Here is a 25,788-nt window from a genome sequence, read left to right on the forward strand (position 1 = left end):
GGTAATGGGAATAGTAACGGTAAGAAATAATCGCAGTCAACGCAATTGTATGGTTGAGCTAGAGTGCAAGATCGAAAAAAATATTTACAACTTCAAAACAATGTCAATAGATGTCAACTTTTGTAAAGCAATTTCAAAAGCCACAAATATCTTTTCGTGAACTTGCCGCTTTAAGGGGTCGGTGCTTTTCGTACATGCACCTTCAAAAGCGAAACGGTGATGATACATTTCGACACAAGTCAGACACATTTGAGATTAAATAGCATTCAACACTTTTTATTATTGTACAAAATACCAGAACACCAAATGTGATTCACTTTTAGGAAGGCTCGTCCGTTTCTTGTTTAACAAACAGATTACCCGCTCAAAATATTCAGAATTTCCTTCTACATAACTAGCCGACTATACTAGCACAAATTTTATAATTACAATAAACTGTCAGAATAAATAAAACTCAGGAAACTGCTTTCATTTGTATAGTATTTAATTAAAAGAAACTCCATTTCTTTTTCGAGAACTTTATACTGCACCGGCATTTTTACATAAGCGACATTTCCAAACTCTGTTGCAATTGTTTTTGTGGACGTTTGGTAAAAAATCATTGAGAAGAAAGAGACAACTATGGACAAAAATATTATGACCGTCAAATATTTCTTTGCTGAAAATGACCGAACCGTACAAATTGTCATTCCTATCAAAACGGCATATCTCGCAATAATCAAAGCTATGCATAACAAAATCTCTTCCTCTAAATTTTCCATTATTGTTATTTTAGAAATTTTATATAAATATTTATTGCGACGGAAACGACTACATTCAGTTACCCACAACGGTATCGCGTGTTTCCCAATTTCTTTTAACTACATCCAAAAATGTAGAATCCCATTGCTGTTGTGTTTTGCAATGGGCACACCATGCAGCACTTGATAAATCGCTAAAAAAATCATCATTTATTTCCCATTCCGTTTTACCAAATAAATTTCCGAAGAACCCTTTATCCTTCTTTTTTAAATAACCGATGAATATATTGTTCATGGCCAATTCATGCAGCTTCTCAAAACTTAATGGCGTGTGTGTATCTTTTTGATAATATTCACGGGGTAACGTTATATCTGGTCCTTTGAAAAAATACCAAAGTCCGTTCATTTTAATACCATAAAAAAAATGGACATCGTCTTGCAAACAATTTTGTTGATTACATCTAACAAGAAATGCGCTTATCAACTTATTCTTCTCCTTGTTAAAACAAAGAACGCTATCCAATTTGTAATTAAAATTCCAGATAGATTGATTACCGATTTTATTTGATCCCCAAATATGCATACTGTCATTTATTGCTTCATAAATGCTGTTATACATATATTCTCCAACTTCTTTTTTTGAATAATTTTTGTATCGTTCTGTATCCCATGAAACAGTGCTTTTGTTTTTACATGAAAAGCAAAGCAATAAAAATATTGTTGCACCAAACAACTTAGTTTCTCGGAGTAACATATCCATCTTGTCCTTTTAGTTTATTAAATATCCATTTATAATTTCCAATGGTATGGCTGTCTCTAAAGCCTTGCGGTACCGAGCCATCTTCGGGTATATAAGCGCGTCGTGTTTGTATATTACCTACTCCCACTTGCGGAGCAACACCATCCTGTAACCATTTCTTTTCCCGCAGGCTTATTTCATTTGAACCATATTGCCATACTTCTTCATAATCACTTAGCATAATGTTTCCCGATGATGCATTTTCAGGAGCCAATATATAAAAACGGCCCAGCGTATACCCGTTCTGCTTCAGCACATCAATGATGCCTAACGCATAAGCATACCCCATACTGTGTGCAACAATATCTACCTTTTCTTTGGTTTTATCGAAGTTAATTGCCTTGAGTTCCGTTATAAAATTGTTGCCTGCCGTTTTACCATTGTCGCGGCGCTCACCGAAACCATTTGTATTAGGTGTTGTGCTTAAGGATACGCAACTGTTTTCGTGATAACAACCGGCACATTTAATTCCTGTTACAACATTTAAGCCTGTTGCTGTCGCAATAAGTGCCTTGTTACCAGCGGCGCAAGCAGAGCCCAACATGCTGCTTACAAATGTTGACATTCCTCTATGGTTGGACGTTTTCACGCTATGGTGTCCATCTGCATAGTATACTTTCCTGTCCTTCAACCGCATTAGAAACACATCATCTATGCCCTCCCAGTAATTGGCTATGGCATCGGTTCCAATGGAATTGTCTGTATTTGGAAATTCATCGAGCATATTATTACGATAACCATTCACAAACAGCAAAACATTATTGTTTTTACGAGCATCGTATCGAACAATATCTTTATAATAATAAACTTTGTAAGCAGGCGTTGCACCAGTAACTTCTATTAACAACACTCCTGTATTCGCTCCATAGAATCCATTTTTGATCGTACAGTCGTTACCCATTGTGTATTCACTATAACCATCTATCCATTCGCTTGTACCTTTTTTATTGCATAACTCAAAGCCCAGCCAAAGTGACTTTTTATATTCCCAGTATTTTTCATTGCTCATTTTTTGTGTATCCTTTCTCTCTTCTTTCACCTTGCCGTTGCTTTCTGTAGTTTTTATTATAATTATAAGATCACGTTTTGTTGCCGCATCCCACGTTTTCATCATATCAATCCAATCCCACTGCGCATTTCCAAGTCGTGTATAACAACTGTAATCCGCCAATAAATTATCTTCTGTATTTGGCCCATGTAATTTTGGATAGTTGTAGCCAATTATATTATTGCTACAAGCTGTTGCGTTTTGCAAAGCTTTCCAAGCGGGAGCGGCGTCTTGTGCCGCTTTACGCAAACCATCTTTTAAACTATCGGGAACATCCGTTCTTTGCAGATAAGCTTGGGTAATACTGTCAGTTTGATTAGTGTATATTCTTGCTTGTTGTTTATCTTCTTCTGTGCCTTTGTAGCCTTTGAGGAAGTCGCGCACATTTTTGAAAAGATTACCTGCTATTGTTTGTACTCCTTTGCCAACACCTTCTCCCAGCTTTTGTACCAGCGGAGCTCCATCTTGTACTGCTTTGCGTAGTTGCTGTTCAGCTTGTTGTTTTTGTTCGGGTGTAGCGGTGGCATCTTCTAGTGTTTCGGTAGCTTCGGCCATTGCCGCCATGTCATCCTTCAACTGTTTCTTTTCTGTAGCCGAAAGCACCAGTGTGTTGTCTATCGTTTCCTTGTCTACTTCATTAAGCGTTTTGGCAAAGTCGGTTAACTCGCTAACAGGCGCAGCAGCGGCATCGGGTATATGATCTTTTAAGTCTCTAAGTATAGAGACACTTGCCGGATCGCCGGTAATGCCATCCAATATCTTATTAGGATCTACAATCTGCGTCTCTTTCGCGTCATAAGTCGTTTCAATCAATCCCCCGATCAATTGTTTGTCTGTGTTCACGTTGATGTTGCTGAACCGGACTTTCACCGCCGCTTTGCCAAGGAATGGAATAGTGATATAGCCATTGCCCGTAAAGTTGGCGTTACTACCTTGTACGCTAATTAGCTTTACAGGAAAATCTCCTGCTGTTATTATCTCGCCACTCAGCAAGCTTTGTATAGGATTGCGGTTGGCAATTTTTAGTTCGGGCTGCAATATGCCGCAGGCGAGATAGTCGTCTTTACTGGTGCCATTGAGGGCAAAGGTTTTGATGTTAGTATATACCGCGCCATCTAGTGGGAAACTGCCTGTTGCCAAGTCACAAAAGCCACCCACACGGTATTCGTATTGTTTATCTTTTTTCAGGTCGTACAACATCACACGGTTGATGGTGCTGTTCACCGTGTACCAGGTGCTGCCACTTTGTGTCTTTTCGCGATAGTCTACTGTATATCTGTTCTGTTGTGCATTGGCACTCCATGTAATGGTGGCCCTGCCGCCACTTATATCGCATTGTACATTAAAGGGCTCAGGACAATTTCTTTGATACGTGAACCAGTAGATTTCACTATAACCATTGTTTTTGTAAGCGGCGCTGTTTTGGCTTCCATCACTGGCTTGCGCTCTTATGCGCCAACCGTAGCGCTTGCCGGGAATTAGTAAAGGTTCTGACGGACCATATAATAAGGTGGTAGCTTGTGAAGTAGTTCTGTAAAGTGGTTGCGTGGCGTTGAAAGCCGCTTGGGGTACAATGCAATTATCCCACAGCTCTGCAAGAGTAAATTCATATTCTGTATTAAAAGCCGCAGTAGGGTTACTCAGGTTTCTTGGTGTCCACTGGAAAATAATATTGGTTGGATCGCGGTAAGCAATAGACTCGCTTGTTCTGGGCAAATTTAAAAATGGTGGATCCAGCAAGCTGATCCATGCCATCGCGCAGTTGCTGCGACCAACAAGACGGTTTGTATTGTACTCATAAACTTCAACACAAAATTTATAGAACCCTTCCGGCAACTTTCTGAATTGCTGGTACTGGGCGCGAGTCATGCCCGAGAATATCAAGTTGTTTGCATCGAAATAAGGCGCGAGGTCGTTTAGGCTGATACGCTGCGCTACACCGGCATCGAGTTCCAAGGGAGGATAATATACATCGCTGCGGCTGGTTAAGTTTATACCCGCACCTTCTACGCTCAACTTAAGTTTTACCTGTAGTGTTGGCTTGGTTAGATCGGTATTCACAAGCAGCACCACAAATTTCTCCGTCGTACCGTTGTAGTATTCAGGTACGCTCGCAGTGTAGGGCGCAATCAACTGCGGCATTACTTGCACAGGGTAGATTTGTGCTTTCACACTGACTATGCCTGTAGCCAGCAATAAAAGCGAAAAAATAGAATGTTTGATTTTTTGAACAGGACCCGCTCCGTTATTAATCCTCTTAATAAAATTTTCCATCCACTGCTGGTTTTGATGATTAAACCGGTAGTGTATTTGGAGAAGGGTTACTTTGTAGGTGGTATTAGCATTCTTTGAAGCGCGAAAATAACCAATGCTACAAACCTAATCAAAGAGATTTATTTTGTGCCTCGGTCAACGGGTATAAATGAAATACAAAATAGTATGTAAAAGCAATTAATACTAAAACATAAACGATACGCCAAGCACATGAAAAAGCCATAAAAACAGGGGTTTTGACAACCTTATTATATCCTTTACACGTGTTTGTTTTGTATCAGCTACTTTCCAATACAGAACTTACTAAAAATATAATCCAGCTGATCTTCATTAGTAATCTCACCTGTTATCTCTCCCAGAAAGTGGAGGCAGCGGCGGATATCAAGAGCTAGCAGATCGCCAGGTAGTTTGTTGTCCATTCCACTAACGATATCTGCAAGCGAAGTCGATATTTTTTGGAGTGCTTCGTAATGGCGGGCGTTGGTTACAATGGTTCCTTCTGTTTGAACATTGCCCTGCAATACCATATCAACCAATCTTTCTTTCAAAACTTCTATATAACGGTGCTCCTTAGCCGAAATAAACAATACGTTCGGCAAATTGCCAAATGTCAAACGAACGGACTCTTCATTTGTGTTATCAATTTTGTTGGCAACAAGTAGTATTTGCGAGTTTTCTTTTTTTATCTCCTGTAAGATGCTTTCTATATCTGTTCTTGTATTTGTGTTTACATCAAACAGATACAATGCAACATCCGCCTGTTGAATCTTTTCGCGGCTCTTTTCTACACCAATCGATTCGATGATGTCGCTGGTATGTTCGCGAATTCCGGCAGTATCAATCAACCGGAATAAAATGCCGTCAATGTTCAATATTTCTTCAATCGTGTCGCGGGTCGTGCCTGCAATGTCGCTTACAATAGCGCGGTTTTCGTTAAGCAAAGTATTGAGCAAAGTAGATTTACCGGCATTGGGCTTGCCTACTATTGCAACCTGTACACCATTTTTAATTACGTTGCCCAGCTGAAAAGAATTCAATAAAGATGAGGTTGTTGAATATGATCTTTTTACAAGGTCATACAGACGCGTGCGGTCCGCAAACTCCACATCTTCCTGTGAAAAGTCAAGCTCTAATTCTATCAACGCAGAAAAGCTCAGCAATTGATCACGCAACTCCTTCAAATTGCTTGAAAAACCACCGCGGATATTGTGCAGTGCCGACTTTCTTGAAGCCTCTGAATTACTGGCTATCAAATCTGCTACGGCTTCAGCCTGTGTAAGATCTAATTTACCGTTGAGAAAGGCCCGTTGCGTAAACTCTCCAGCTTTTGCCAATCTTGCCCCTTTTTCAATACAGGCCGCAATAACCTGTTGCTGCACATAAGGCGAGCCATGACATGAAATTTCTATTACATCTTCACCAGTGTAACTTGCGGGAGCTTTGAATAAAGAAAGCACTACTTCATCAAGAACGGTGTTGTTATTCTTCAGCAAACCAACATGCAGTGTATTTGCAGTTTGTTTTGTAAGATCTTTTGATTGAAAAAGACCGTTAACTATTTCAATCGCCTTTTTACCACTTAATCTTATCACCCCAATTGCTCCAATTCCCGGCGGTGTTGCCAGCGCCACTATTGTTTCGTCCCAACCTGCTAATTTTCCAATCATGTAAAAAGATTTATTGACAAAAGTAACTGAGAATGGTGAATGGTCAATCGCAAATCGGTCATCAGGAAGGCTTCGATAGTCCCGATTGTAGAATCGGGATTGCCGAAGCCCAATAAAAAAACCTCTCCAAACTGGAGAGGTTTAATGTATTTTCTGAAGTGTAAATAATTATTCAGATTCTAGGCGGAAAGTAATTGGCTGCTTTTTGTAGCTTTTTACCTGGCGACCGTTTTGAACGGCTGGAGTCCATTTACCACTTTTCTTAATTACGCGAACAGCTTCACCTTGTAATTCTTTCGGTCCGCTGATTGCTTCCACTTCACTCACGTTACCTTCTTTGTCCACGATGAACTGTACTACTACAGTACCTTGGATTTCAGCTTCCTGAGCTTCAGATGGATAGTTTAAGCTTTTATTCAGGTAGCGTGCCCATGCACTTGCTCCACCTGGGTATTCAGACTCGATTTCCACTTTTGTAAAAGTTTTGTCCCAGTCTTCTTCTACTTTTTTAGGAGCTTCAACTACACCTTTACCAGCATCAGATACAGGAGGGGCTACAACACCTTCGTCTTTCACACCTTCCTGATTTTTCGCACCGATTTTTACATCTTCAAGTTTTTCAACTTCTGGTGGCTTTTCGTCTTCTTTAACCTCTTCATCTTTTACAATCTTAGGAGGTGTAAATTTTGCCATCTCCACTTTTGGTGGCTCCACTGGTTTTGGTGGTGGAGGCGGAGGAGGCGGTTCGTTCTTTTTCTCTTCTTGTTTTACTTCTTCCAGCTGCACATCCTGAACAACCATTTCTTTTTTGTCGGCGTTCTTTTCAAGAGCTTTTGAAACAAAGTAACCCAGGAAGATCAGCAGACATATTGCAGCGGTAACGGCCAAAGCTGTTACAATGCGCTTATTGTATGTCTTGCGTAACTCATAAGCACCGTACGACTTGTTCCTGCCATCAAAAATGATGTCAAGGACGTCGGCGGTTAATATTTTGTTTACTTCCATCGTAAAGCTTTTTAAATTAGATTCATTTCGTTAGTTATTCCACAAAAACAACCATTATTTATTTGTAGCACTACCTTCTGTAGCTTTTATCAGTTGATTCTCAACGTCAAAAATGTCTACCAAAGCGTAACGTTTTACATCGTTAATGGTCATCTCGTCCAAAATATCCACGGTGTTCTTGTAAGTAGCATCAGCGTTTGCCTTAATTACCACTACAAAATCATCTGGTTTTGTTGATTTCTTTTTATTCAGGATAACATCACGTACATCTTTGAAGGAACTTGACTTAAAATTAGAACCGTCTGGTGCTAATATACCTTCGTAGTAGTACACCATGTCCTTTCCACCCAGCAACAGGGTAAGCGCGCCGGACTCTTTCGCTTTGTTCTGCTCTTCAGGCTTGTCTGTATCCTTAGGCAGGTTAAGCTTCATAGCCGTTGGCTGGCTCATTGTTGTTGTGAAGATAAAGAAGGTGATCAACAGGAATCCCAGGTCCACCATTGGCGTAAGGTCAACACGTGTAGAAAGTTTCTTACCTTTCTTAACGCCGGGGCCCTTCTTGTGGCCACCGCCGCCTGATGTGTCCATTTCTGCCATATCGCAAAAATATTATTGTTAAAAAATAGGTTTACTCCGCTGATATCGATTTTCCTGCAGCCATGTTCGACATGTTCTTCTTGTACAGTTCTGTACCTTCAGGAACACCTTCAGCGTTGGTAATCATTTGAAACTTCAATTGATCATTTTTCTTGAACGCTCTGATAACAGCCTGAAAAGCTGGGTATTTTGAACTGTTATCACCTTTTACCTGAAGGGCCATTTTTTGACCCTGGAAAGCTGATACTGCTGCAGCAACCCAGTCTGTAAGTTCGTTATTCAAAGTATCAAGAACCGGAATTCCAGGCCAGTTTGCACCAGCTTTAAAATCGTCTTTGGTTTTAGACGCCAAAGATTTCAATTGGCTGAATGGAACTCCTATAAAAGGAACGTTGGTTGATGATAAGTTTGCGATTTCTCCGCTTGTCAATCCCAGATTTCTGCTGGTATTCACTGCTTCGATTAACTCTTTTTTAGGAGCATCGTCGGAAACAGAAAAGTATACTTTTCCATTTGGATCGATGGTCACTAAAACAACATCTTTCGACTCCGCTGCTTTAGAAGATACCGAGCTAGGTGTTACAACCGCTAGTGCCTCAGATGGCTTAAATTTCGTTGTCAAGATAAAGAATGACAACAAAAGGAACGCCACATCACACATCGCAGTCATATCAATAGCGGTACTCTTTCGCGGTAATTTGACTCTAGGCATGACTTAATAAAATTAATATTCACTATTTAGATTCTGTTTTCACAGGATTCCATAAAAAACCCCGCGAATAAAATTTACTTATTTGTACAAAGAAGCGAAGCTCTGAGTCAAAGTAAATCCAGATTCGTCGATGCCGTAAGTGATAGTATCAATTTTAGTAGTAAATACGTTGTACATGATGATAGAAACAGCAGAAGTACCGATACCCAATGCAGTGTTGTAAAGGGCCTCAGAGATACCTTGAGACAACTCTTGTGCAGCTGCGCTTCCACCACTTTCATCACCCAGTTTAGAGAATGAACGGATCATACCCATTACCGTACCCAACAGACCCAACAATGTAGCTACTGAAGCGATTGTTGAAAGGAATACCAGGTTTTTCTCAAGCATAGGCAATTCCAAAGCAGTAGCTTCTTCTACTTCTTTCTGAATAGCCACTACTTTTTGTTCTGTATCCAATTCTGTAGTAGTGATCATTTCTTTGTATTTGCGCAGACCAGCTTTCATTACGTTACCAACAGAACCTTTTTGTTTGTCGCACTCAGAAAGAGCAGCGTCAACGTTTCTGTTAGCAAGGTGATATTGCACTTTGCGGATGAACTCTGCGTTGTTACCAGTACCAGATGCTTTTGAAATAGTAAGCAATCTTTCAATTACGAAAGTTATTACAGTCAATAAACAACCGATCAAGATTGGAACGATGATACCACCTTCGTACATTTTGGTGAATGTACCGATTGGTCCTTTGTGGTTAGGCCAAAATCCACCATTAGGATCTGGAACTTTAAAATTACTTGCGTTTCCTAGAACAAATCGCCAAATGATGTAACCGGCGATAATACAACACACTGGAGCGAGCCATGAAATTGAGTTACTTCTCTTCTGAACCTGAACGGATGTAGTAGCAGCCTTAACTGTCGCTGTAGGTTTTGTTTCAGCCATGATCGTTTGTTTTTTAGTTTTTAAACAAATTTTTATTTACAAATTTTAATACACAAAATTTAAGGGACACAATTCTAACGAAAAAACTTTTTCAAAAACCAAATTAGGATCAGAAATATTTAAGAAACACCGAAAAAATAAGAATTTTTGGTAAATAAAGTTCTAAATAACTTTATCAGGTCTTGATTTTAGCTAATTCGGGCTCAGTCGATAATGGTAGTCTTAACGAAAACTTCATAGTAAGATACAGCTTTTTAGATAATATTATAATATATTATACCTCTACTAATCAGATCACGTATTTTGCCGTTTCGTCCCTGTATTTCTTCCGTTGCTGTAATTTATTTTTCGCTGGAGATCGCTTAAACTATTTTCGGCGCTTAATTATTTACTGAAATGAAAATGACCAGGTTTAAGACCGTATTACTTTCCACAATAGCTTGCACCACTCTTGCCGGCGCAGCTATTGCCCAGGAAAAACCAGGGAAAAAGCAACCCACCCCAGCACCAGCAACCGCACCGCAAATGCCTCCGGCAATGCCGCCAGGACCTCCCAAACAAGGACCAAAACCTTACAAAGAGGTAATCACGTCAAAAGCCGTTACCGATACCGGTTTGTTCAAAGTGCATAAAGTAGAGGACAAATTCTACTTTGAAATACCAGACTCTTTATTGGGCAGAGATATCCTTATCGTAAACAGGATCACAAAAGCTGCATCTGGTGCCCGCGCAGGTTTCTACGGATATGCCGGCGACCAGATTGGCGATAATGTTATCCAATTTGCAAAAGGACCTAACAATAAAATATTCATTAAAAGCATTTCGTTCCAGGAAGTTTCTAAAGATACTTCTGCAAACGGTATGTACCGTTCGGTGCTGAACTCTAATCTGCAACCGATCGTTGCTGCGTTCGATGTTAAAGCCTATGCTTATGCAGATAGCACCCACAAGACCAGCACGTCTTCGGTAATTGATTTTACAGACTACATCAGTGGTGATAACGACATTTTGTTTTTTGAACCTGCAGCAAAGAACATTTTCAAACTGGGCATGTACCAGGCGGACAAATCATACATCCAGAATGTACGTTCTTTCCCTATGAATGTTGAGATCAGAACGGTTAAAACATATATCAAATCCGGTCCTCAATTCCCGGGTGTACCTCCTAGTGCTACTCCAGCTACATACGAGCTTAACAGTTCTATGGTGTTGTTGCCGTCTGCACCAATGCAGGCACGTTATTTCGATGGACGTGTAGGTTATTTTGCCACAGGTTATGTAGATTTCGACGCAGATCCACAAGGTGTAAAAAACATCAGCATGATTACACGCTGGAGATTGGAGCCGAAACCGGAAGATGTTGAAAAATACAAACGCGGAGAACTGGTTGAGCCTAAAAAACCAATCGTTTTCTATATCGATCCGGCAACGCCTAAAAAATGGGTTCCTTATTTGATCCAGGGTGTAAACGACTGGCAGGCTGCCTTTGAAAAAGCAGGCTGGAAAAATGCGATCATGGCGAAAGAAGCACCAACCAATGATCCTCAGTGGAGCCTTGAAGATGCAAGCCACTCTGCTATTGTTTACAAGCCTTCTGATATTCCTAATGCGAGCGGTCCTCACGTGCATGACCCACGTAGCGGGGAAATTATCGAAACACACATTAACTGGTACCACAACGTAATGTCGCTTGTTCGTAACTGGTACATGATCCAGACTGCGGCTGTTGATCCAAAAGCAAGAAAAATGCGTTTTGACGATGAGCTGATGGGACAACTTATCCGTTTTGTATCGTCTCACGAAGTTGGTCACACTTTGGGTCTGCGTCACAACTATGGCTCTTCTTCCACTGTGCCTGTTGAAAAACTTAGAGATAAAAAATGGGTAGAAGCAAATGGCCATACTCCTTCTATCATGGATTATGCACGTTTTAACTACGTAGCACAACCAGAAGATAATATCACAGAAAAAGGTTTGTTCCCTCGCATTGGAGATTATGATATGTGGGCGATCCAGTGGGGTTACAGATGGTTCCCGGACGCAAAAACTGCAGAAGCTGAAGATCCAATTCTGAACAAATGGATCATCGACAGTCTTAATGCAAACAAACGTCTTTGGTTCGGTACAGAATCTGATCCATTGGACCCTCGCTGTCAAAACGAAGACCTTGGCGACGATGCAATGAAAGCAGGTGCATATGGTATTAAGAACCTTCAGCGCATTTTACCAAATCTCGAAGAGTGGACAAAAGAACCAAATGATGGCTACAATAACCTTACGACAATGTATCGTGAGCTTACCAGCCAATTTGGTCGCTACATGGGCCATGCTGCTAAAAACATTGGTGGCGTTATGACAACTCCTAAAACGGTTGAGCAAAGTGGTGCCGTGTTTGAATTTGTTTCTAAAGCAAAACAAAAGGAAGCAATGGCTTTCCTGCAGGCTCAGCTATTCAAAACACCTACCTGGCTTGTAAATAAAAAATACTCTTCCCTTACTGGAAGTGACCCTGTAAGCACCATTGGTCAATTGCAGGAAAATACATTGAACAGGTTGCTGAATTCTGGTATTTTAAATTCACTGGTAAGAGCTGAAGCTCAATTGGGCACGGAGGCATATACTGTTACAGATATGCTTTCTGACCTGAAAAAAGGCATTTGGACAGAGGTGGCAACTCATCAAAAAATTGACATCTACAGAAGAAATCTTCAAAAAGTATATGTTGAAAGATTGATCGCTTTGTTTGTTCCTCAGGAGAACCAAAACCCAATGATGGGTGGCTCTCAGATTAAACCTAGCGATATTACTTCCCTTGCCAAAGCACATGCAAGAACGCTTGCTGCTGAGGTACGTGCTGCGGCCGCAACTGCACCTGATGCTATAACCAAAGCTCATTTGCAGGATATTGCTGACAGACTGACAACAGCGCTCGATCCAAAAAAGTAAGCGAGCGGGGAATGGTAGGGGCGAATCGCATTCGCCCTGAGTTTATAAAATGCAAAAGGTCGAACATTATTAATATGTTCGACCTTTTGCGTTATTTAGAAAGGGCGAATACGATTCGCCCCTACCATTTTCAATTTTCAACTTTCAATTTTCAACTCCACACTGTGCACAGCTGCGCTCATTTCTTTTATAAGTGCAATATCTTTTTCAATTGCGTTGCCCACCACAATTACGTCGGCACCGGCCTTGCAATTAAGGTAAGCCTTTTCAGGCGTAGTTATTCCGCCGCCCACTATTAATGGAACTTCAATGTTTGATGCCACTTTTTTGATCATGCCTTCTGTAATGGCACGTTTTGCTCCACTCCCTGCGTCCATATAGATCAGCTTCATGCCCAGCATTTCGCCTGCCAGTGCTGTGCACAGGGCAATTTCATTTTTGTCGGCAGGAATGGGAGATGCGTTGCTTATGTAGGAAACAGTAGTGGGCGCTCCGCCATCAACTACCATATAACCGGTGCTCATAATTTCGAGGCCGCTTTGCTTTACAAACGGTGCCGAAATAACGTGCTGACCAATTAATAATTCAGGATTTCTGCCAGATATCAACGAAAGATACAGTAAGGCATCTGCGTATTTAGAAATCTGCGATGGGCTGCCCGGAAATAATATAACAGGAATGGAACAATTCTCTTTAATATGCTGTATGCATTCATCAAGGTGGTTGCTCACGACCAAACTACCGCCTACGAACAAATAATCCACCTTAGCTTCAATGGACAACGCTATTAACTGATCCAGCAAAGCGATATCCACCTTATCAGGGTCGATTAACACGGCAAAGGATTTCTTCCCTTGTTTTTTCTTCTCCACTAATGATTGATATATACTATTTCGCATCTATTTACTGGTTGCCGATTTACAAAAATGCAAAACTTTTTGGGTTTAACAGTTATTAATGCTAAAGTTTATTGACCCTCGATTTATCAAAAAGGATTAAAATAACTTTACAACGAAAAGCTACTATACTTTATTCCTTAAATAGTCAGGCTTTACACCTGTATGAAGAAAACAATACAATCAAGAAAAGACATCGAAACTCTTGTAAAAAATTTTTACGACAAGGTAATTAACGATGAAATGATCGGTTTTATTTTCAATGACGTGGCAAAAGTAAACTGGGAAGCGCATCTTCCCGTAATGTTTGATTTCTGGGAAAATGTGCTGTTGCAAAACAATAAATATTCCGGCAACCCCATGCCTCTGCACATATCACTTAATGAAAAAGTTCCCCTGACCAAGGCGCATTTCGACCGCTGGCTGAAACTATTCCACGAAACTATTGACGAGTACTTTGAAGGCGATATTGCCATCCTTGCCAAACAAAGAGCCCAATCTATAGCAACTATCATGCAAATTAAGATCGCGGAGAGGGCGGGGAAATGACTGAATAACTGATTAACTGAATAACTGAGTGGTTAAAGTCAAAAATTCATGTTGAATATAAACATTCAGTTATTCAGTTAATCAGTTATTCAGCTATAGTCTCAAATAAGTCGCCAGCTGCAAAATGCTATTGTTCACATAACTGCTTCCCTTACCCGAAACATATTGGTTCATGTAGCCAATTTCTGCATCAAAACTTTTTACAAAACGGTATCCAACGGAAATGTAGGCTCTGTTTTGGTCAAAAAATTTCCCATTCACGTTTGACTTATCCCCAAGATTAACGAAGATTTCATTTTGCACAGAAGCAAACAGTCCCTTGGTAAATTGTTTTTGTCCACTAAAAGGAATTACATCGCGAAAGAAATAACGGAGCCTGTTTGCATATACATGATCATCGCTTGTAATTTTTCCATCTTTAAGTTGAGGGGTTGCTATAAAACGCTGCTCCAGTCTCAGCCTGTGCTGCAATGTGGTAAAGGCAACCGGCTGATTAAAAATAAACTGCTCCCATATGCGATGCTCTGGGGTATATCCATTTACGCCATCAATGGTGCGCCTGTGTGCAACGTAGGCATAGCCCACTGTAGCAACCATCTTTTTATTGATGTGGTAATTCAATCCGGGCCTTACGATATATGTGGCAAAGTGTTCCCATTTGTTGGTGGAGCGGGCTGCGAGATCTGTATGTAAGCTGAATTTTGAATTTAACTTAACGGTATTGAATGATGCAAACCATCCGGAAAATGCAGATTGGGTAAACCCTGCATACGAACAAGTAAGTACCACAAATAGGATCAATAAAATCTTCTTCATCAATAAATTGGTATAGTATTAGTAATAGAGTTCCGTATCCTTCTTAATATAAAAAAGTATGGCAAATTTCAAAATTTATTCCATAAAAAATCGTAAATTTCTTATTAACAAAAATCATGGTTTCCCTTTGTTTTTAAGGAATGCACGACCTGAGGCACTTGTGGAATTTTCCACTTGTTTTTTCCACAAGCTGTTAATATTTAGGACTGGCTTTTGCCAATTTTAAAAAATACTTTCGTTTTTACCACAAAGGATATTGGACTTTACTTACTAAAAACTTCTAAAGACTTTTCATTATGGCAACTAAAAAGCAATCTGTAAAAGGACTGCAGTTCAGCCGTCGCTTCACGAAAGATGAAGTGAGCGTGTTTGACCAGTTCGAATACGATTACCGCACATCGGTAATTCGTAACCCAAGCGGCGAAGTAGTGTTTGAGATGACGAATGTTGAAGTACCGAAACAATGGAGCCAGATTGCAACGGATATTCTTGCCCAAAAATATTTTCGTAAGGCTGGCGTTCCCCAGCCTGATGGTTCACTTGGCCGTGAGACTTCTGCAAAACAGGTAGCACACCGTATGGCCAATTGCTGGCGCGTATGGGGCGAACGTTACGGCTATTTCGCTTCAGAAAAAGATGCACAGGTTTTCTACGAAGAACTTGTATATAGTATTTTGAACCAGGCTTGTGTTCCTAACAGCCCGCAATGGTTCAATACAGGCCTGCATGAAAGCTACGGAATCACCGGTAAGCCACAGGGCCACTACTTTGTAGATGCCAGAGATGGTGTGTTGAAAAAATCGACCTCTGCTTACGAGCGTCCTCAACCTCACGCATGTTTCATCTTAAGCGTAGAGGATGACCTGGTAAATGATGGTGGTATCATGGACCTTTGGATCCGTGAAGCACGCATTTTTAAATATGGTAGTGGTGTTGGTACCAACTTCAGTAGCATTCGCGGCGAAGGGGAAAAATTAAGCGGCGGCGGTACGTCCAGCGGCTTGATGAGCTTCCTGAAAATTGGCGACCGCTCTGCAGGTGCCATTAAAAGCGGCGGTACTACACGCCGTGCTGCAAAAATGGTTTGTCTTGATCTTGACCACCCTGAAATTATTGACTTCATCGACTGGAAAGTAGAGGAAGAAAAGAAAGTAGGTGCGTTGATCGCTGCAGGTTATCCATCCGATTACGAAGGCGAAGCATATAGAACCGTAAGCGGGCAGAATTCCAATAACTCTGTCCGCATTCCCAACGACTTTTTCGCAAAACTTGAAGCAGATGAAGATTGGGAATTGAAAGCAAGAACAGATGGTCGTGTAATGAAGAGAATAAAGGCCCGTGAGCTATGGAACAAAATTGCATACGCTGCATGGCGCTGCGCAGATCCGGGCACTCAATACGACACTACCATCAATGAATGGCACACTTGCCCTGAAGGCGGCCCCATCCGTGCTTCTAATCCATGTTCAGAATATATGTTCCTGGACAATACGGCTTGTAACCTTGCGTCTGCCAACCTGATGAAGTTTTTTGATATCGATACTAACGTTTTCGATATTGAAGGTTACGCATACTCTTGCCGTTTATGGACAGTGGTATTGGAAGTATCTGTATTGATGGCGCAATTCCCTTCTAAAGAGGTTGCCCAGCTTTCTTACGACTACAGAACGCTTGGTCTTGGCTATGCAAACCTTGGTACCATGCTAATGGTAAAAGGCATTGCTTATGACAGCGAAGAAGCAAGAGCAATCGCAGGTGCTATTACAGCGATCATGACAGGTGTTGCTTACTCAACTTCTGCAGAAATGGCCGAAGTGTTAGGCGCCTTCCCTCGCTACGAAGAAAACAAAGAACACATGCTTCGCGTAATGCGCAACCACCGTGCTGCTGCATACGATGCAAATGGAGCATACGAAGGATTGAGCCTTACACCACAAGGTATCAATGCAAAATATTGTCCTGAAGATCTGTTGAAAGCAGCTACCAAAGCGTGGGACGAAGCTGTTCAGCTGGGTGAAAAATTTGGTTATAGAAATGCTCAGACAACCGTGATTGCTCCTACCGGAACAATCGGCCTTGTTATGGATTGCGACACCACAGGTGTTGAGCCAGATTTTGCTTTGGTGAAATTCAAAAAATTAAGCGGCGGTGGATATTTCAAAATTATCAACCAAAGTGTTCCTACTGCATTGAGAAATCTTGGTTACAATGCTAAAGAAATTGATGCAATAGTGAAATATGCAGTGGGTACAGCAAATTTTGCAGGCGCTCCCCACATCAATCACCAATCATTAAGCGAAAAAGGATTTATTGCAGAAGAAATTAAAAAACTCGATACGGCAGTAAGTTCCGCTTTTGAAGTTGGTTTTGTATTCAACGTATATACTTTGGGCGAAGAATGTTTACAACGTCTTGGCTTCAAACCGGAGCAATATTTCAACTTCGAATGGAGCTTGCTGGAGGCACTCGGCTTTACTGATGAGCAAATTGCAGAAGCAAATGATTATGTATGCGGAACAATGACTGTTGAAGGCGCTCCATACTTAAAAGCAGAACACCTTTCAGTATTTGATTGCGCAAACAAATGCGGCAAAAAAGGCGAACGCTATATTCATGCACACGGTCACATCCGTATGATGGGCGCAACACAACCATTCATCAGCGGCGCTATTTCAAAAACGATCAATCTTCCAAATGAAGCTACTGTAGAAGAAATTGCAGATGCGTATATGCTGAGCTGGCAGCTGGGTCTTAAAGCGAACGCGCTATACCGCGACGGAAGCAAACTGAGCCAACCATTAAGCACAAAGAGCGACAAGAAAGCAAAAACTGCAGAAGCAGAGGATGAGAAAGCGGAAGAAACTCCATCTCAGGAATCTGTAATTGTGGATCTGGGTAAATTAACAGTGGAAGATTTGCTGGAAGAAGTTCAAAAACGTGTTCAGGCTTCTCCTGATACTAAATTGAAACGTCAGCTGTCGCGCATAGTAGAAAGAAAAACACTTCCGGCTAAGCGCAGAGGTTTTACACAGAAAGCTAAAATAAACGGCCAGACCTTGTTTGTACGTACCGGCGAATACGGTGATGGCACTGTAGGTGAAATCTTCATCGACATGGCGAAAGAAGGGGCTACAATGCGCAGCATGTTGAATTGCTTTGCTATAGCTGTTTCTATCGGCTTACAATACGGTGTTCCATTGGAAGAGTTCGTAGAGAAATTTGTATTCACCCGCTTCGATCCGGCAGGCATGGTAGATCACCCGAATATCAAAACCACTACTTCCATTGTTGACTTCCTGTTCCGTTCACTGGCTTACGAATACTTAGGCAGAACTGACCTGGTTCACGTGCTTGACAGACCGGAAGTAGGCAACACTGGAACTGACGATTGGGATGAAATTCCAACTACACTGGAGTATGACAAAAAAACACCAAAGCTGAGCGATGTAAGAATCGTAGCGGCGGCGAGTGCGCCCTCTCCTCAGCCTCACCATTCGCATTCACACAAACCTCAAAAAGCAGCGGCTATTAAAGTGGAAAGTGGTCTGGATGCGGTAAATGCAGCAGCAAAAAATATGCAGAGCGATGCGCCTTCATGTAACGTGTGTGGACACATCACGCTTCGCAGCGGCACTTGCTACAAATGCCTGAACTGTGGCAATAGCATGGGTTGCAGCTAAATTGATCTATCTTTTTCGATAATAAACCAACCAAAAACTCATCCCGGTAGTTTCCACTATCGGGATTTTTGTTTTAATAATTGAATCGATTGGATGATTGAATAATTGAGGTGTTCGCTGCTGGTTTGATCTCTGCCGTTGCCTTTATCCAAAGCACCCCGTTGATTTTCGCTTCGCGAGGTTAACATGTCGCCCCTACGGGGCTGGCAACATATTTTCCAAAACGTTTTCTTTTCTACGAACGTGTCGCCCCGCTGGGGCTATTTGATATACTCTGCAAGTCGCAAAGAGCTCCAGCTGGGCGTCACGTTCGTAGAAATTATTGAACCACAGTGAACCGAATACCAGCCCCAGAGGGGTGACACGTTAGTAGGCTTCGAAGAAGCCCCATGCCAAATTATTATTTGACGGCATAAAAAAACACCGGCGATTAGATTAACATATATTGACTGAATTCCCCCTATAATCGCCATTCAACAGCTCTCTATTTCGAAAAATCCAATATTGGCGGGGCATCACCATATAATAATAGTATTCACAACCGCGTTCTTATCTTGTTCACCCTTTAAAAAGAACAATTTCTCATTTTTCTTCCTTAAAAACCTAAAACTGCAAACCATTGAAAACCAACTGTCTGAATTATCCTGTCACGCAATTATTCATTTCTTCGCCCCCGGCAGGCAACCTTTTTTTGTACCTTTCGTATATACTTTCAAATAGCACAACACAACAAGAATTTTGATAGGCATTGCACAAATAATATCGGGTTGCTTAAAGCAAGACTCAAGGTGTCAGAAGGCACTTTATGAGAAATATTACGGCTATGCCTTGAAGATAGTGTTCCGCTATATATATCACTATGACAAAGCGGTAGATGTAGTAAATGATGGGTATGTGAAACTGTTTATGAAGTTCTCAACCTTCAAATGTGAAAACGAAGAACATTTAGAGAAAATGTTCATGGGATGGTTGAGACAAATTATGGTGAACACAGCAATTGATGCTTTACGTAAAAATGACCTTATGCCGGAAATCGGCGGTATTGCTGATCATGTATGGGAGGAACCCGATAGAAGTGCGAATGCCGATCAGCGAGTGCTCTATAAAGAGCTGATGATTTACGTAAAAAAGTTACCGCCGGTTTACCGGATTGTGTTCAACATGTTTGTAATAGACGGCTTCACGCACCACGAGATAGCAGAGTCTCTTTGTATTTCTGTTGGAACCTCTAAATCTAACTTATCGAAAGCAAGGGCATTACTGCAAAAATTTATTAACAAAGACAGTGGGGCAATAGAACTATGCAGTATTTAGATGACAATATGGACGACCTGTTTAGAAAGGCTGCTGAAGAGTATCCTTTAAGAACACCTGAACCAGACTGGAGCAGAATTGAATCTGCACTGCAATCAGGGAACAATAACCCTTTGCGCGCAGGCAGAGACAAAAATGATCGCAGACGATTCTTCTGGTTCCTGTTGATACTGCCGCTTGGCTTTGTGTTTACACATAACATCAAAACAGGCAGCGGAATAAATAAAACAAATACAGTTGCGGCGGCTAAAAGCGGAGATGAGAAAAACAGTGCACCGGCGAGCCAAAAACTGGTAACAACGAATAGCAATATCCAATATCCAGATAAAACAGAAGCTTCTAACAACAATCCAATTTCCTTAGAAAGGAAAACCAATGACAATCCAATCTCTTTGAAAAATGAAAAACAATCCGGAAAACTATTTAATAACCCTAAAACAACAACAAATGACTTAACAACAAATACAAGCAGTTCCAATACAAGGAATGCACAAGATATTACCTATGATAACCAGAGATCAAAATCCAAATCCAGGAAAAACCAAAAGTCCGGCAATATAATATCCATATCCGACCGAAACCAAGAATCCATATCCAGAAACGACCGGCAATCCATATCCAATAAATCCGTATCCAATAGGTCCATATCCGATAATGATCAACCATCCATATCCAAATCCAATGAAGATCTAGCATCCATATCCAATGATCAACAGAACATATCCAATATCCCGTTAAAAAACACAAATCCGCAACCAGGTCCTTTAGTCGAAAAACATAAAGACTCGATTGCAATCAACAACACCGTTGCTGCTACAAAAAAGAACGACATTAAAGTAGAGAAAGGTAAACAGCATGGGATTTACATCAGTATATTAGGCGCCGCTGATGTAAGCACCATCAAAATGCAAACAGTAGAACATATAGGCTTTGGAGCAGGCATACTGGTGGGGTATCAATTCAATAAAAAATGGGCAATAGAAACAGGGGTGCTCTGGGATAAAAAACAATACTATAGCGATGGAGAATATTTCGATACAAAAAATACAGGCATCCCCCCTGCTGTCCAGGTTCTAAACATTGACGGTGCATGTAACATGTTTGAAGTTCCCGTAAGTGCACGTTATAATTTCTCTTTCAAGAAAAAAGGAAACTTTTTCGCAACGGCTGGGCTTACCTCTTATTTTATGAAGAAAGAAGAATACTATTACTATGCTAAGCATGGCAGTAGCTATTACGGCGCAGAAAGAACCTATAATAACTCAGGCAACAACTTGTTCTCAGTTATGACTTTAAGTGCCGGTTATGAATACAAACTTGGTAAAATAGGCAGCTTAAGAACAGAGCCATATTTAAGACTTCCTTTAACAGGAGTTGGTATTGGCAACCTCCCTATCTCCAGCATAGGGCTACAAGTGGGCATTACGCATCGCTTCTGATTTAATCATTCTTTACAGTAACATTTAAGTATATGCGAAAGAAAGTGCTTTTTCTCGCAGCGGGGATTGTGTTGTTATGCCTCGCCGCCTGGGCCTACTATGCCTATCAAAAACCACATACAGATGCGAGAGATATTGCACCTTCAGCAAACATCAGTGCTGCTGAATTATTCAACGCTTATCTCTCTAACGAAACAGAAGCAGATAAAAATTACACAGGAAAGGTAATAAGCATCAAAGGAACAGTGAACGCCGTTCAGAAAGACAGCACTACCATTAGCATTTTACTTAGTGCAGGCGAAAAAGCTGCGGGAGGTATCAATTGCAGCTTTTACAATGCACAATCATTGAAAGTTCCTTCGGTCAATTCACTCATAACTATTAAAGGCAGATGCACCGGTTTTCTGCTCGATGTAAATGTGGTGGATTGTGTTATTGAATAAAATGAATCGAAAAAAGAAGCACTCTATGCGTAAATACATTTCATCCTCGTTAGTTGTTGCAGCAATAATAACATGTCTGGCAATTTCCTGTTCAAAAGCGAATGAAGAAAGCCTGAGCGATGGCATCACCTGTGACACAACAGCAGTAAAGTATAGCACAGATATAGTGAACATACTTTCCAATAATTGCTATGAATGCCACGGCGCAGGTAGCACTGCAGGTAGTGGTGGCATTGACCTGAGCACCTACAGCAACCTTAAAGTTCATGCCGATGCGGGGCACCTCGTTGGCGTTGTTACACATGCACCCGGATTTCCGGCAATGCCTTATGGAAGACCCAAACTGGATGATTGTTCAATCAATAAGATCACTGCATGGGTTAACCAGGGAGCAAAGAATAACTAACGATCAAGAATAATTGAAAAATTAGATTCAGATGAAAAAGATTAGCATCTTCCTTATCCTTCTTATAAACTGCTATTGGGCGCATAGCCAGCAGTACATGACACGTTCCGGCTTTATAGGCTTTTATGGAAAAACCCCAATGGAAGATATCAGGGCAGAAAACAAGCAGGTGTACGCCATCATTGACGCGGGCAACAAAAACATGGCTATTACGCTGCTACTGAAAGGGTTCATTTTCACAAAAGAATTAATGCAGGAGCATTTCAACGAAAATTATGTGGAGAGTGACAAATATCCCAAAGCCAGTTTCACAGGTACATATACAATCAATGTACCGCCGGGAAGCGACAGCATTTACAAAGTAACCATCAAGGGCAATATGACGCTGCACAATGTAACTCGTCCAATAGAAATACCGGCAACGTTGCAAATGCAACAGGGAAGAATGACAGGACAAGCCGAATTCAAAATGAAACCAGAGGACTACAATATCACCATTCCTTCTATAGTGCGTGATAAAATAGCGAAAGAAATGAACGTGGTTGTAAAGCTGGACTGTAACGCAAAGTGAGGCCGTGAAACGTGAATGGTCAATGGTGAATGTAGCTGCGAGCTCTATATTTTGCATTCACTATTGACGATTTGCGTTTACAATGCATCACGCTTTTTTAGGGTTTCGCATTCACCATTCACCATTCACCATTCACCATAAATCAAACTTCCATGTCTCTAAAGAAATTTTTTTGCTCACTAATCATCATAATAACAATCGGAGAATTGCATGCACAGGATTCTTCTCTTTTAAAATCATTGAATGATTCTATGCAGGCAAGCAGTGGCGTCATTTACACTACCGGCACATTCAAGGCGCTGCACGTCATCAATATGCAAACTGTTGAAGCCCCCGGTGCAGGTGTCTTAGATTTTGTGATACAGCACCGCTTTGGTCAGCTCAACAGCGGAGCTTACAATTTATGGGGATTGGATAATGCGACATTGCGCTTAGGGCTTGATTACGGTATTTCGTCAAGACTTGCAATTGGCATCGGCAGAAGTTCTTATGAGAAAATGTTTGATGGCTATGTGAAATATAAATTACTACGACAGTCAACCGGTGCAGTGAACATGCCTGTGTCTGTAAGCCTCTTGGGTTCCATCAATCACTTCACGCAGCACTACGATGATAAACCATATTTAGATGCAACGTATCGCACTGCGTACACTGCGCAATTGTTGATCGCAAGAAAATTCAACCGCAATATCTCTTTTCAATTGGTTCCTACTTTCCTTCATTATAACATTGTTCCAACAGCAGATGACAAGAACAATCAGTTTGCAATCTCTGCCGGAGGTCGTGTGAAGTTTACCAAAAGAATGGCGATTACCGCAGAATACAACTATCTCCTTCCTAACCAGGTAAATTCCATGGACGTCTACAATTCATTTTCTCTTGGCTGGGACATAGAAACCGGTGGGCACGTATTCCAACTGGTATTTACCAATTCACAGGGAATGGTGGAAACGCAATACATTGGAAGAACATTGGGTAAATGGGGCGACGGTGCCATTTATTTTGGCTTCAATATTTCACGAAGCTTTAATATTACAAAGAAGGCGAAGAATAGGGTGTCTTGGTAATTTTGCAGCTCTCCCCCTCGAAATCCCCTGCAAACATTTGATTAACTGACTATTCTTTATGTAAACTTTAGACTTTTTTATACTATTTCGGCTTGTTTTTCGTTACAGTTATCGAATCAAATATTTAATCCAAGTAACATGAAAACAGTCATTACCCTAGCAATTGTAGTCGCATTCCTGTCGTCGTGCGCCAGAACAATTACCACGTCAGATGCTGCAAACCACCATTACAGGGGTTGTCGCAATTTGAGATAAATACTTTTTTCATTGAGCTTTTGCAGCCATAAGCGTAACATTACGATTATGGCTTTCTTTTTTTATAGTATAAATGCTTGTAAATAAATGATCCATATTGTAGGCGAATCTATTCACTGTTAATAGCTATCTTTGCGGACTTAAGAAAATCGAATGGACTTAAATTTCAATCCCGACAAACAACATACGCTTGGTGCAGAAGTAAGCATTTCAGGTACAGGACTACACACAGGAATAAGTGTAGATATGACTTTGAAACCTGCAAATCCAGGTTTTGGCCTTCAGTTTCAACGTGTTGATTTGCCCGGACATCCTATTATTAAAGCAGATTGCGACTTAGTAACAGATACTTCCAGAGGCACAACCATTGAAGACAATGGTGCAAGAGTGAGTACAGTAGAGCACGTTTTGGCAGCTCTTGTAGGTATGGGCATTGACAACTGCCTTATCGAAATCAACGGCCCGGAAACGCCAATTATGGACGGAAGTTCCCAGCCATTTGTAGAAATGATTGAAGAAGTTGGTGTGCTGGAACAAGACGCTACAAAAATCTGGTACAGCATAGACGAAAACATTCATCATTACGACGAACAAAAAAGAGTGGAAATGGTAGCCATGCCTTCAGTTGGTTATCAGATCACTACATTAATAGATTTCAATTCTCCGGTATTGGGTACACAGCATGCAGGTTTAAAGCACATGCGTGATTTCAAACAGGAAATTGCACCCTGCCGTACTTTCTGCTTCCTGCACGAGTTGGAAACCTTGCTGGCGCACAACCTTATCAAAGGCGGCGACATTAACAATGCGATCGTTGTTGTTGATAAACCGGTAACGGAAGAAGAAATGGCAAGACTTGCAAAAGTTTTCAAGAGAGATAAAATGGAAGTGAAGAGCGAAGGTTATTTAAACAACCTTGAGCTGCGCTACCTAAATGAACCAGCTCGCCACAAACTACTTGATATTGTGGGAGATCTGGCGCTGATCGGTTACCCTATCAAAGCAAGAATTATTGCTAATCGTCCCGGTCACAGTACAAACGTTGAGTTTGCGAAGAAGATCAAACAGTATATCAAGAAGAACAAGCATGTAAAGGATATTCCTATTTACGATCCAACAATGCCTGCTGTATATACCACTCAGCAAATTGAAAAAACTTTACCACACAGATATCCGTTCTTGTTGGTAGATAAGATTATTGAGCTGACTGACAAACGCATTATCGGTATTAAGAACGTAACGTTCAACGAGCCGTTCTTTACAGGCCACTTCCCGGGAAATCCTGTAATGCCTGGTGTATTGCAGATTGAGGCGCTGGCACAAACAGGCGGTATTTTGGCAATCAACGCATTAGGCGGTGGCAGCTACGATACTTACTTTATCAAAATTGACAACTGTAAGTTTAAACAAAAGGTGGTGCCGGGCGACACAATGATCCTTAAAATGGAACTGGCTGCGCCGATCCGTCGTGGCATTTGCGAAATGAAAGGAACTGTATATGTTGGAAATAAAGTAGCTACAGAAGCTGATTTAGTAGCGCAATTGGTAAAGAGGAGTTAACATTAGCAAGTTCTTAGTATCAATTAAATAGGTTATATGGTTTGGCCAACCTACTTTTGCAA

Annotated in this window: 20 protein-coding genes; 10 read left to right on the forward strand and 10 right to left on the reverse strand. The window is 41.1% G+C overall.

Translation table 11 applies throughout. The features are described 5' to 3' along the window. Nucleotides 1–425: 425 nt before the first annotated feature. The 8 genes from KTO63_RS08615 to KTO63_RS08650 form a co-directional block, all read right to left on the reverse strand. Nucleotides 426–761: a hypothetical protein gene (locus KTO63_RS08615; RefSeq protein WP_217790818.1), complete on the reverse strand. Its 336-nt coding sequence runs from the start codon at nucleotides 759–761 to the stop codon at nucleotides 426–428. A 55-nt stretch (nucleotides 762–816) separates the two neighbouring features. Next, nucleotides 817–1,500 (reverse strand): hypothetical protein, encoded by a 684-nt coding sequence (locus KTO63_RS08620; RefSeq protein ID WP_217790819.1) that lies wholly within the window; start codon nucleotides 1,498–1,500, stop codon nucleotides 817–819. Then, entirely contained in the window at nucleotides 1,475–4,861 is a 3,387-nt protein-coding gene (locus tag KTO63_RS08625; RefSeq protein WP_217790820.1) for a fibronectin type III domain-containing protein, read from the reverse strand. The genes KTO63_RS08620 and KTO63_RS08625 overlap by 26 nt, the downstream gene beginning before the upstream one ends. Nucleotides 4,862–5,142: 281 nt before the next feature. Further along, on the reverse strand, nucleotides 5,143–6,528 hold the full coding sequence (gene mnmE / locus KTO63_RS08630) for a tRNA uridine-5-carboxymethylaminomethyl(34) synthesis GTPase MnmE (protein ID WP_217790821.1): 1,386 nt from the start codon (nucleotides 6,526–6,528) through the stop codon (nucleotides 5,143–5,145). Between the two features lie 168 nt (nucleotides 6,529–6,696). Continuing rightward, the gene (locus tag KTO63_RS08635; protein ID WP_217790822.1) at nucleotides 6,697–7,533 is read right to left on the reverse strand and encodes an energy transducer TonB; all 837 of its coding nucleotides are present in this window, start codon (nucleotides 7,531–7,533) and stop codon (nucleotides 6,697–6,699) included. A 54-nt stretch (nucleotides 7,534–7,587) separates the two neighbouring features. Beyond that, nucleotides 7,588–8,130 carry an ExbD/TolR family protein gene (locus KTO63_RS08640; RefSeq protein ID WP_217790823.1) on the reverse strand — a complete coding sequence of 181 codons (543 nt, stop codon included), beginning with the start codon at nucleotides 8,128–8,130 and terminating at the stop codon, nucleotides 7,588–7,590. Between the two features lie 31 nt (nucleotides 8,131–8,161). Continuing rightward, nucleotides 8,162–8,842 carry an ExbD/TolR family protein gene (locus KTO63_RS08645; RefSeq protein WP_217790824.1) on the reverse strand — a complete coding sequence of 227 codons (681 nt, stop codon included), beginning with the start codon at nucleotides 8,840–8,842 and terminating at the stop codon, nucleotides 8,162–8,164. Nucleotides 8,843–8,920: 78 nt separating this feature from the next. Beyond that, nucleotides 8,921–9,784 carry a MotA/TolQ/ExbB proton channel family protein gene (locus KTO63_RS08650; protein ID WP_217790825.1) on the reverse strand — a complete coding sequence of 288 codons (864 nt, stop codon included), beginning with the start codon at nucleotides 9,782–9,784 and terminating at the stop codon, nucleotides 8,921–8,923. Between the two features lie 396 nt (nucleotides 9,785–10,180). Between KTO63_RS08650 and KTO63_RS08655 the strand changes: the two genes are divergently transcribed. After that, nucleotides 10,181–12,730, forward strand: a complete 2,550-nt coding sequence (locus KTO63_RS08655) for a zinc-dependent metalloprotease (protein WP_217790826.1) — start codon at nucleotides 10,181–10,183, stop codon at nucleotides 12,728–12,730. A 137-nt stretch (nucleotides 12,731–12,867) separates the two neighbouring features. Here the strand turns inward: KTO63_RS08655 and KTO63_RS08660 are convergent, their stop codons facing one another. Next, nucleotides 12,868–13,629 carry a geranylgeranylglyceryl/heptaprenylglyceryl phosphate synthase gene (locus KTO63_RS08660; RefSeq protein ID WP_217790827.1) on the reverse strand — a complete coding sequence of 254 codons (762 nt, stop codon included), beginning with the start codon at nucleotides 13,627–13,629 and terminating at the stop codon, nucleotides 12,868–12,870. Nucleotides 13,630–13,791: 162 nt separating this feature from the next. Between KTO63_RS08660 and KTO63_RS08665 the strand changes: the two genes are divergently transcribed. Continuing rightward, nucleotides 13,792–14,175 carry a group III truncated hemoglobin gene (locus KTO63_RS08665; protein WP_217790828.1) on the forward strand — a complete coding sequence of 128 codons (384 nt, stop codon included), beginning with the start codon at nucleotides 13,792–13,794 and terminating at the stop codon, nucleotides 14,173–14,175. 93 nt (nucleotides 14,176–14,268) lie between these two features. Here the strand turns inward: KTO63_RS08665 and KTO63_RS08670 are convergent, their stop codons facing one another. Next, a complete protein-coding gene (locus KTO63_RS08670; protein WP_217790829.1) occupies nucleotides 14,269–14,991 on the reverse strand; it encodes a DUF2490 domain-containing protein in 723 nt (240 codons plus the stop codon). 296 nt (nucleotides 14,992–15,287) lie between these two features. Here KTO63_RS08670 and KTO63_RS08675 point away from each other — a divergent pair, with 296 nt between their 5' ends. From KTO63_RS08675 to KTO63_RS08710, 8 genes are all read left to right on the forward strand, one after another. Beyond that, complete coding sequence (locus KTO63_RS08675) at nucleotides 15,288–18,671, forward strand: vitamin B12-dependent ribonucleotide reductase (RefSeq protein ID WP_217790830.1); 3,384 nt, start codon at nucleotides 15,288–15,290, stop codon at nucleotides 18,669–18,671. 738 nt (nucleotides 18,672–19,409) lie between these two features. Then, nucleotides 19,410–19,985 carry an RNA polymerase sigma factor gene (locus tag KTO63_RS08680; protein ID WP_217790831.1) on the forward strand — a complete coding sequence of 192 codons (576 nt, stop codon included), beginning with the start codon at nucleotides 19,410–19,412 and terminating at the stop codon, nucleotides 19,983–19,985. Further along, on the forward strand, nucleotides 19,973–21,424 hold the full coding sequence (locus KTO63_RS08685) for an outer membrane beta-barrel protein (RefSeq protein WP_217790832.1): 1,452 nt from the start codon (nucleotides 19,973–19,975) through the stop codon (nucleotides 21,422–21,424). The genes KTO63_RS08680 and KTO63_RS08685 overlap by 13 nt, the downstream gene beginning before the upstream one ends. A gap of 32 nt (nucleotides 21,425–21,456) precedes the next feature. Next, nucleotides 21,457–21,867, forward strand: a complete 411-nt coding sequence (locus tag KTO63_RS08690) for an OB-fold putative lipoprotein (protein ID WP_217790833.1) — start codon at nucleotides 21,457–21,459, stop codon at nucleotides 21,865–21,867. Between the two features lie 25 nt (nucleotides 21,868–21,892). After that, nucleotides 21,893–22,273, forward strand: coding sequence for a hypothetical protein (locus KTO63_RS08695; protein ID WP_217790834.1), 381 nt, complete (start codon nucleotides 21,893–21,895; stop codon nucleotides 22,271–22,273). 31 nt (nucleotides 22,274–22,304) lie between these two features. After that, on the forward strand, nucleotides 22,305–22,844 hold the full coding sequence (locus KTO63_RS08700; protein WP_217790835.1) for a YceI family protein: 540 nt from the start codon (nucleotides 22,305–22,307) through the stop codon (nucleotides 22,842–22,844). 152 nt (nucleotides 22,845–22,996) lie between these two features. After that, nucleotides 22,997–23,911, forward strand: a complete 915-nt coding sequence (locus KTO63_RS08705) for a DUF5777 family beta-barrel protein (RefSeq protein WP_217790836.1) — start codon at nucleotides 22,997–22,999, stop codon at nucleotides 23,909–23,911. 408 nt (nucleotides 23,912–24,319) lie between these two features. Continuing rightward, complete coding sequence (locus KTO63_RS08710) at nucleotides 24,320–25,726, forward strand: bifunctional UDP-3-O-[3-hydroxymyristoyl] N-acetylglucosamine deacetylase/3-hydroxyacyl-ACP dehydratase (protein ID WP_217790837.1); 1,407 nt, start codon at nucleotides 24,320–24,322, stop codon at nucleotides 25,724–25,726. The last annotated feature ends 62 nt before the right edge of the window (nucleotides 25,727–25,788 follow it).

Origin of the sequence: Pinibacter aurantiacus, assembly GCF_019130065.1 — a bacterium.
In the GTDB taxonomy this organism is placed as follows: Bacteria; Bacteroidota; Bacteroidia; order Chitinophagales; family Chitinophagaceae; genus Pinibacter; species Pinibacter aurantiacus.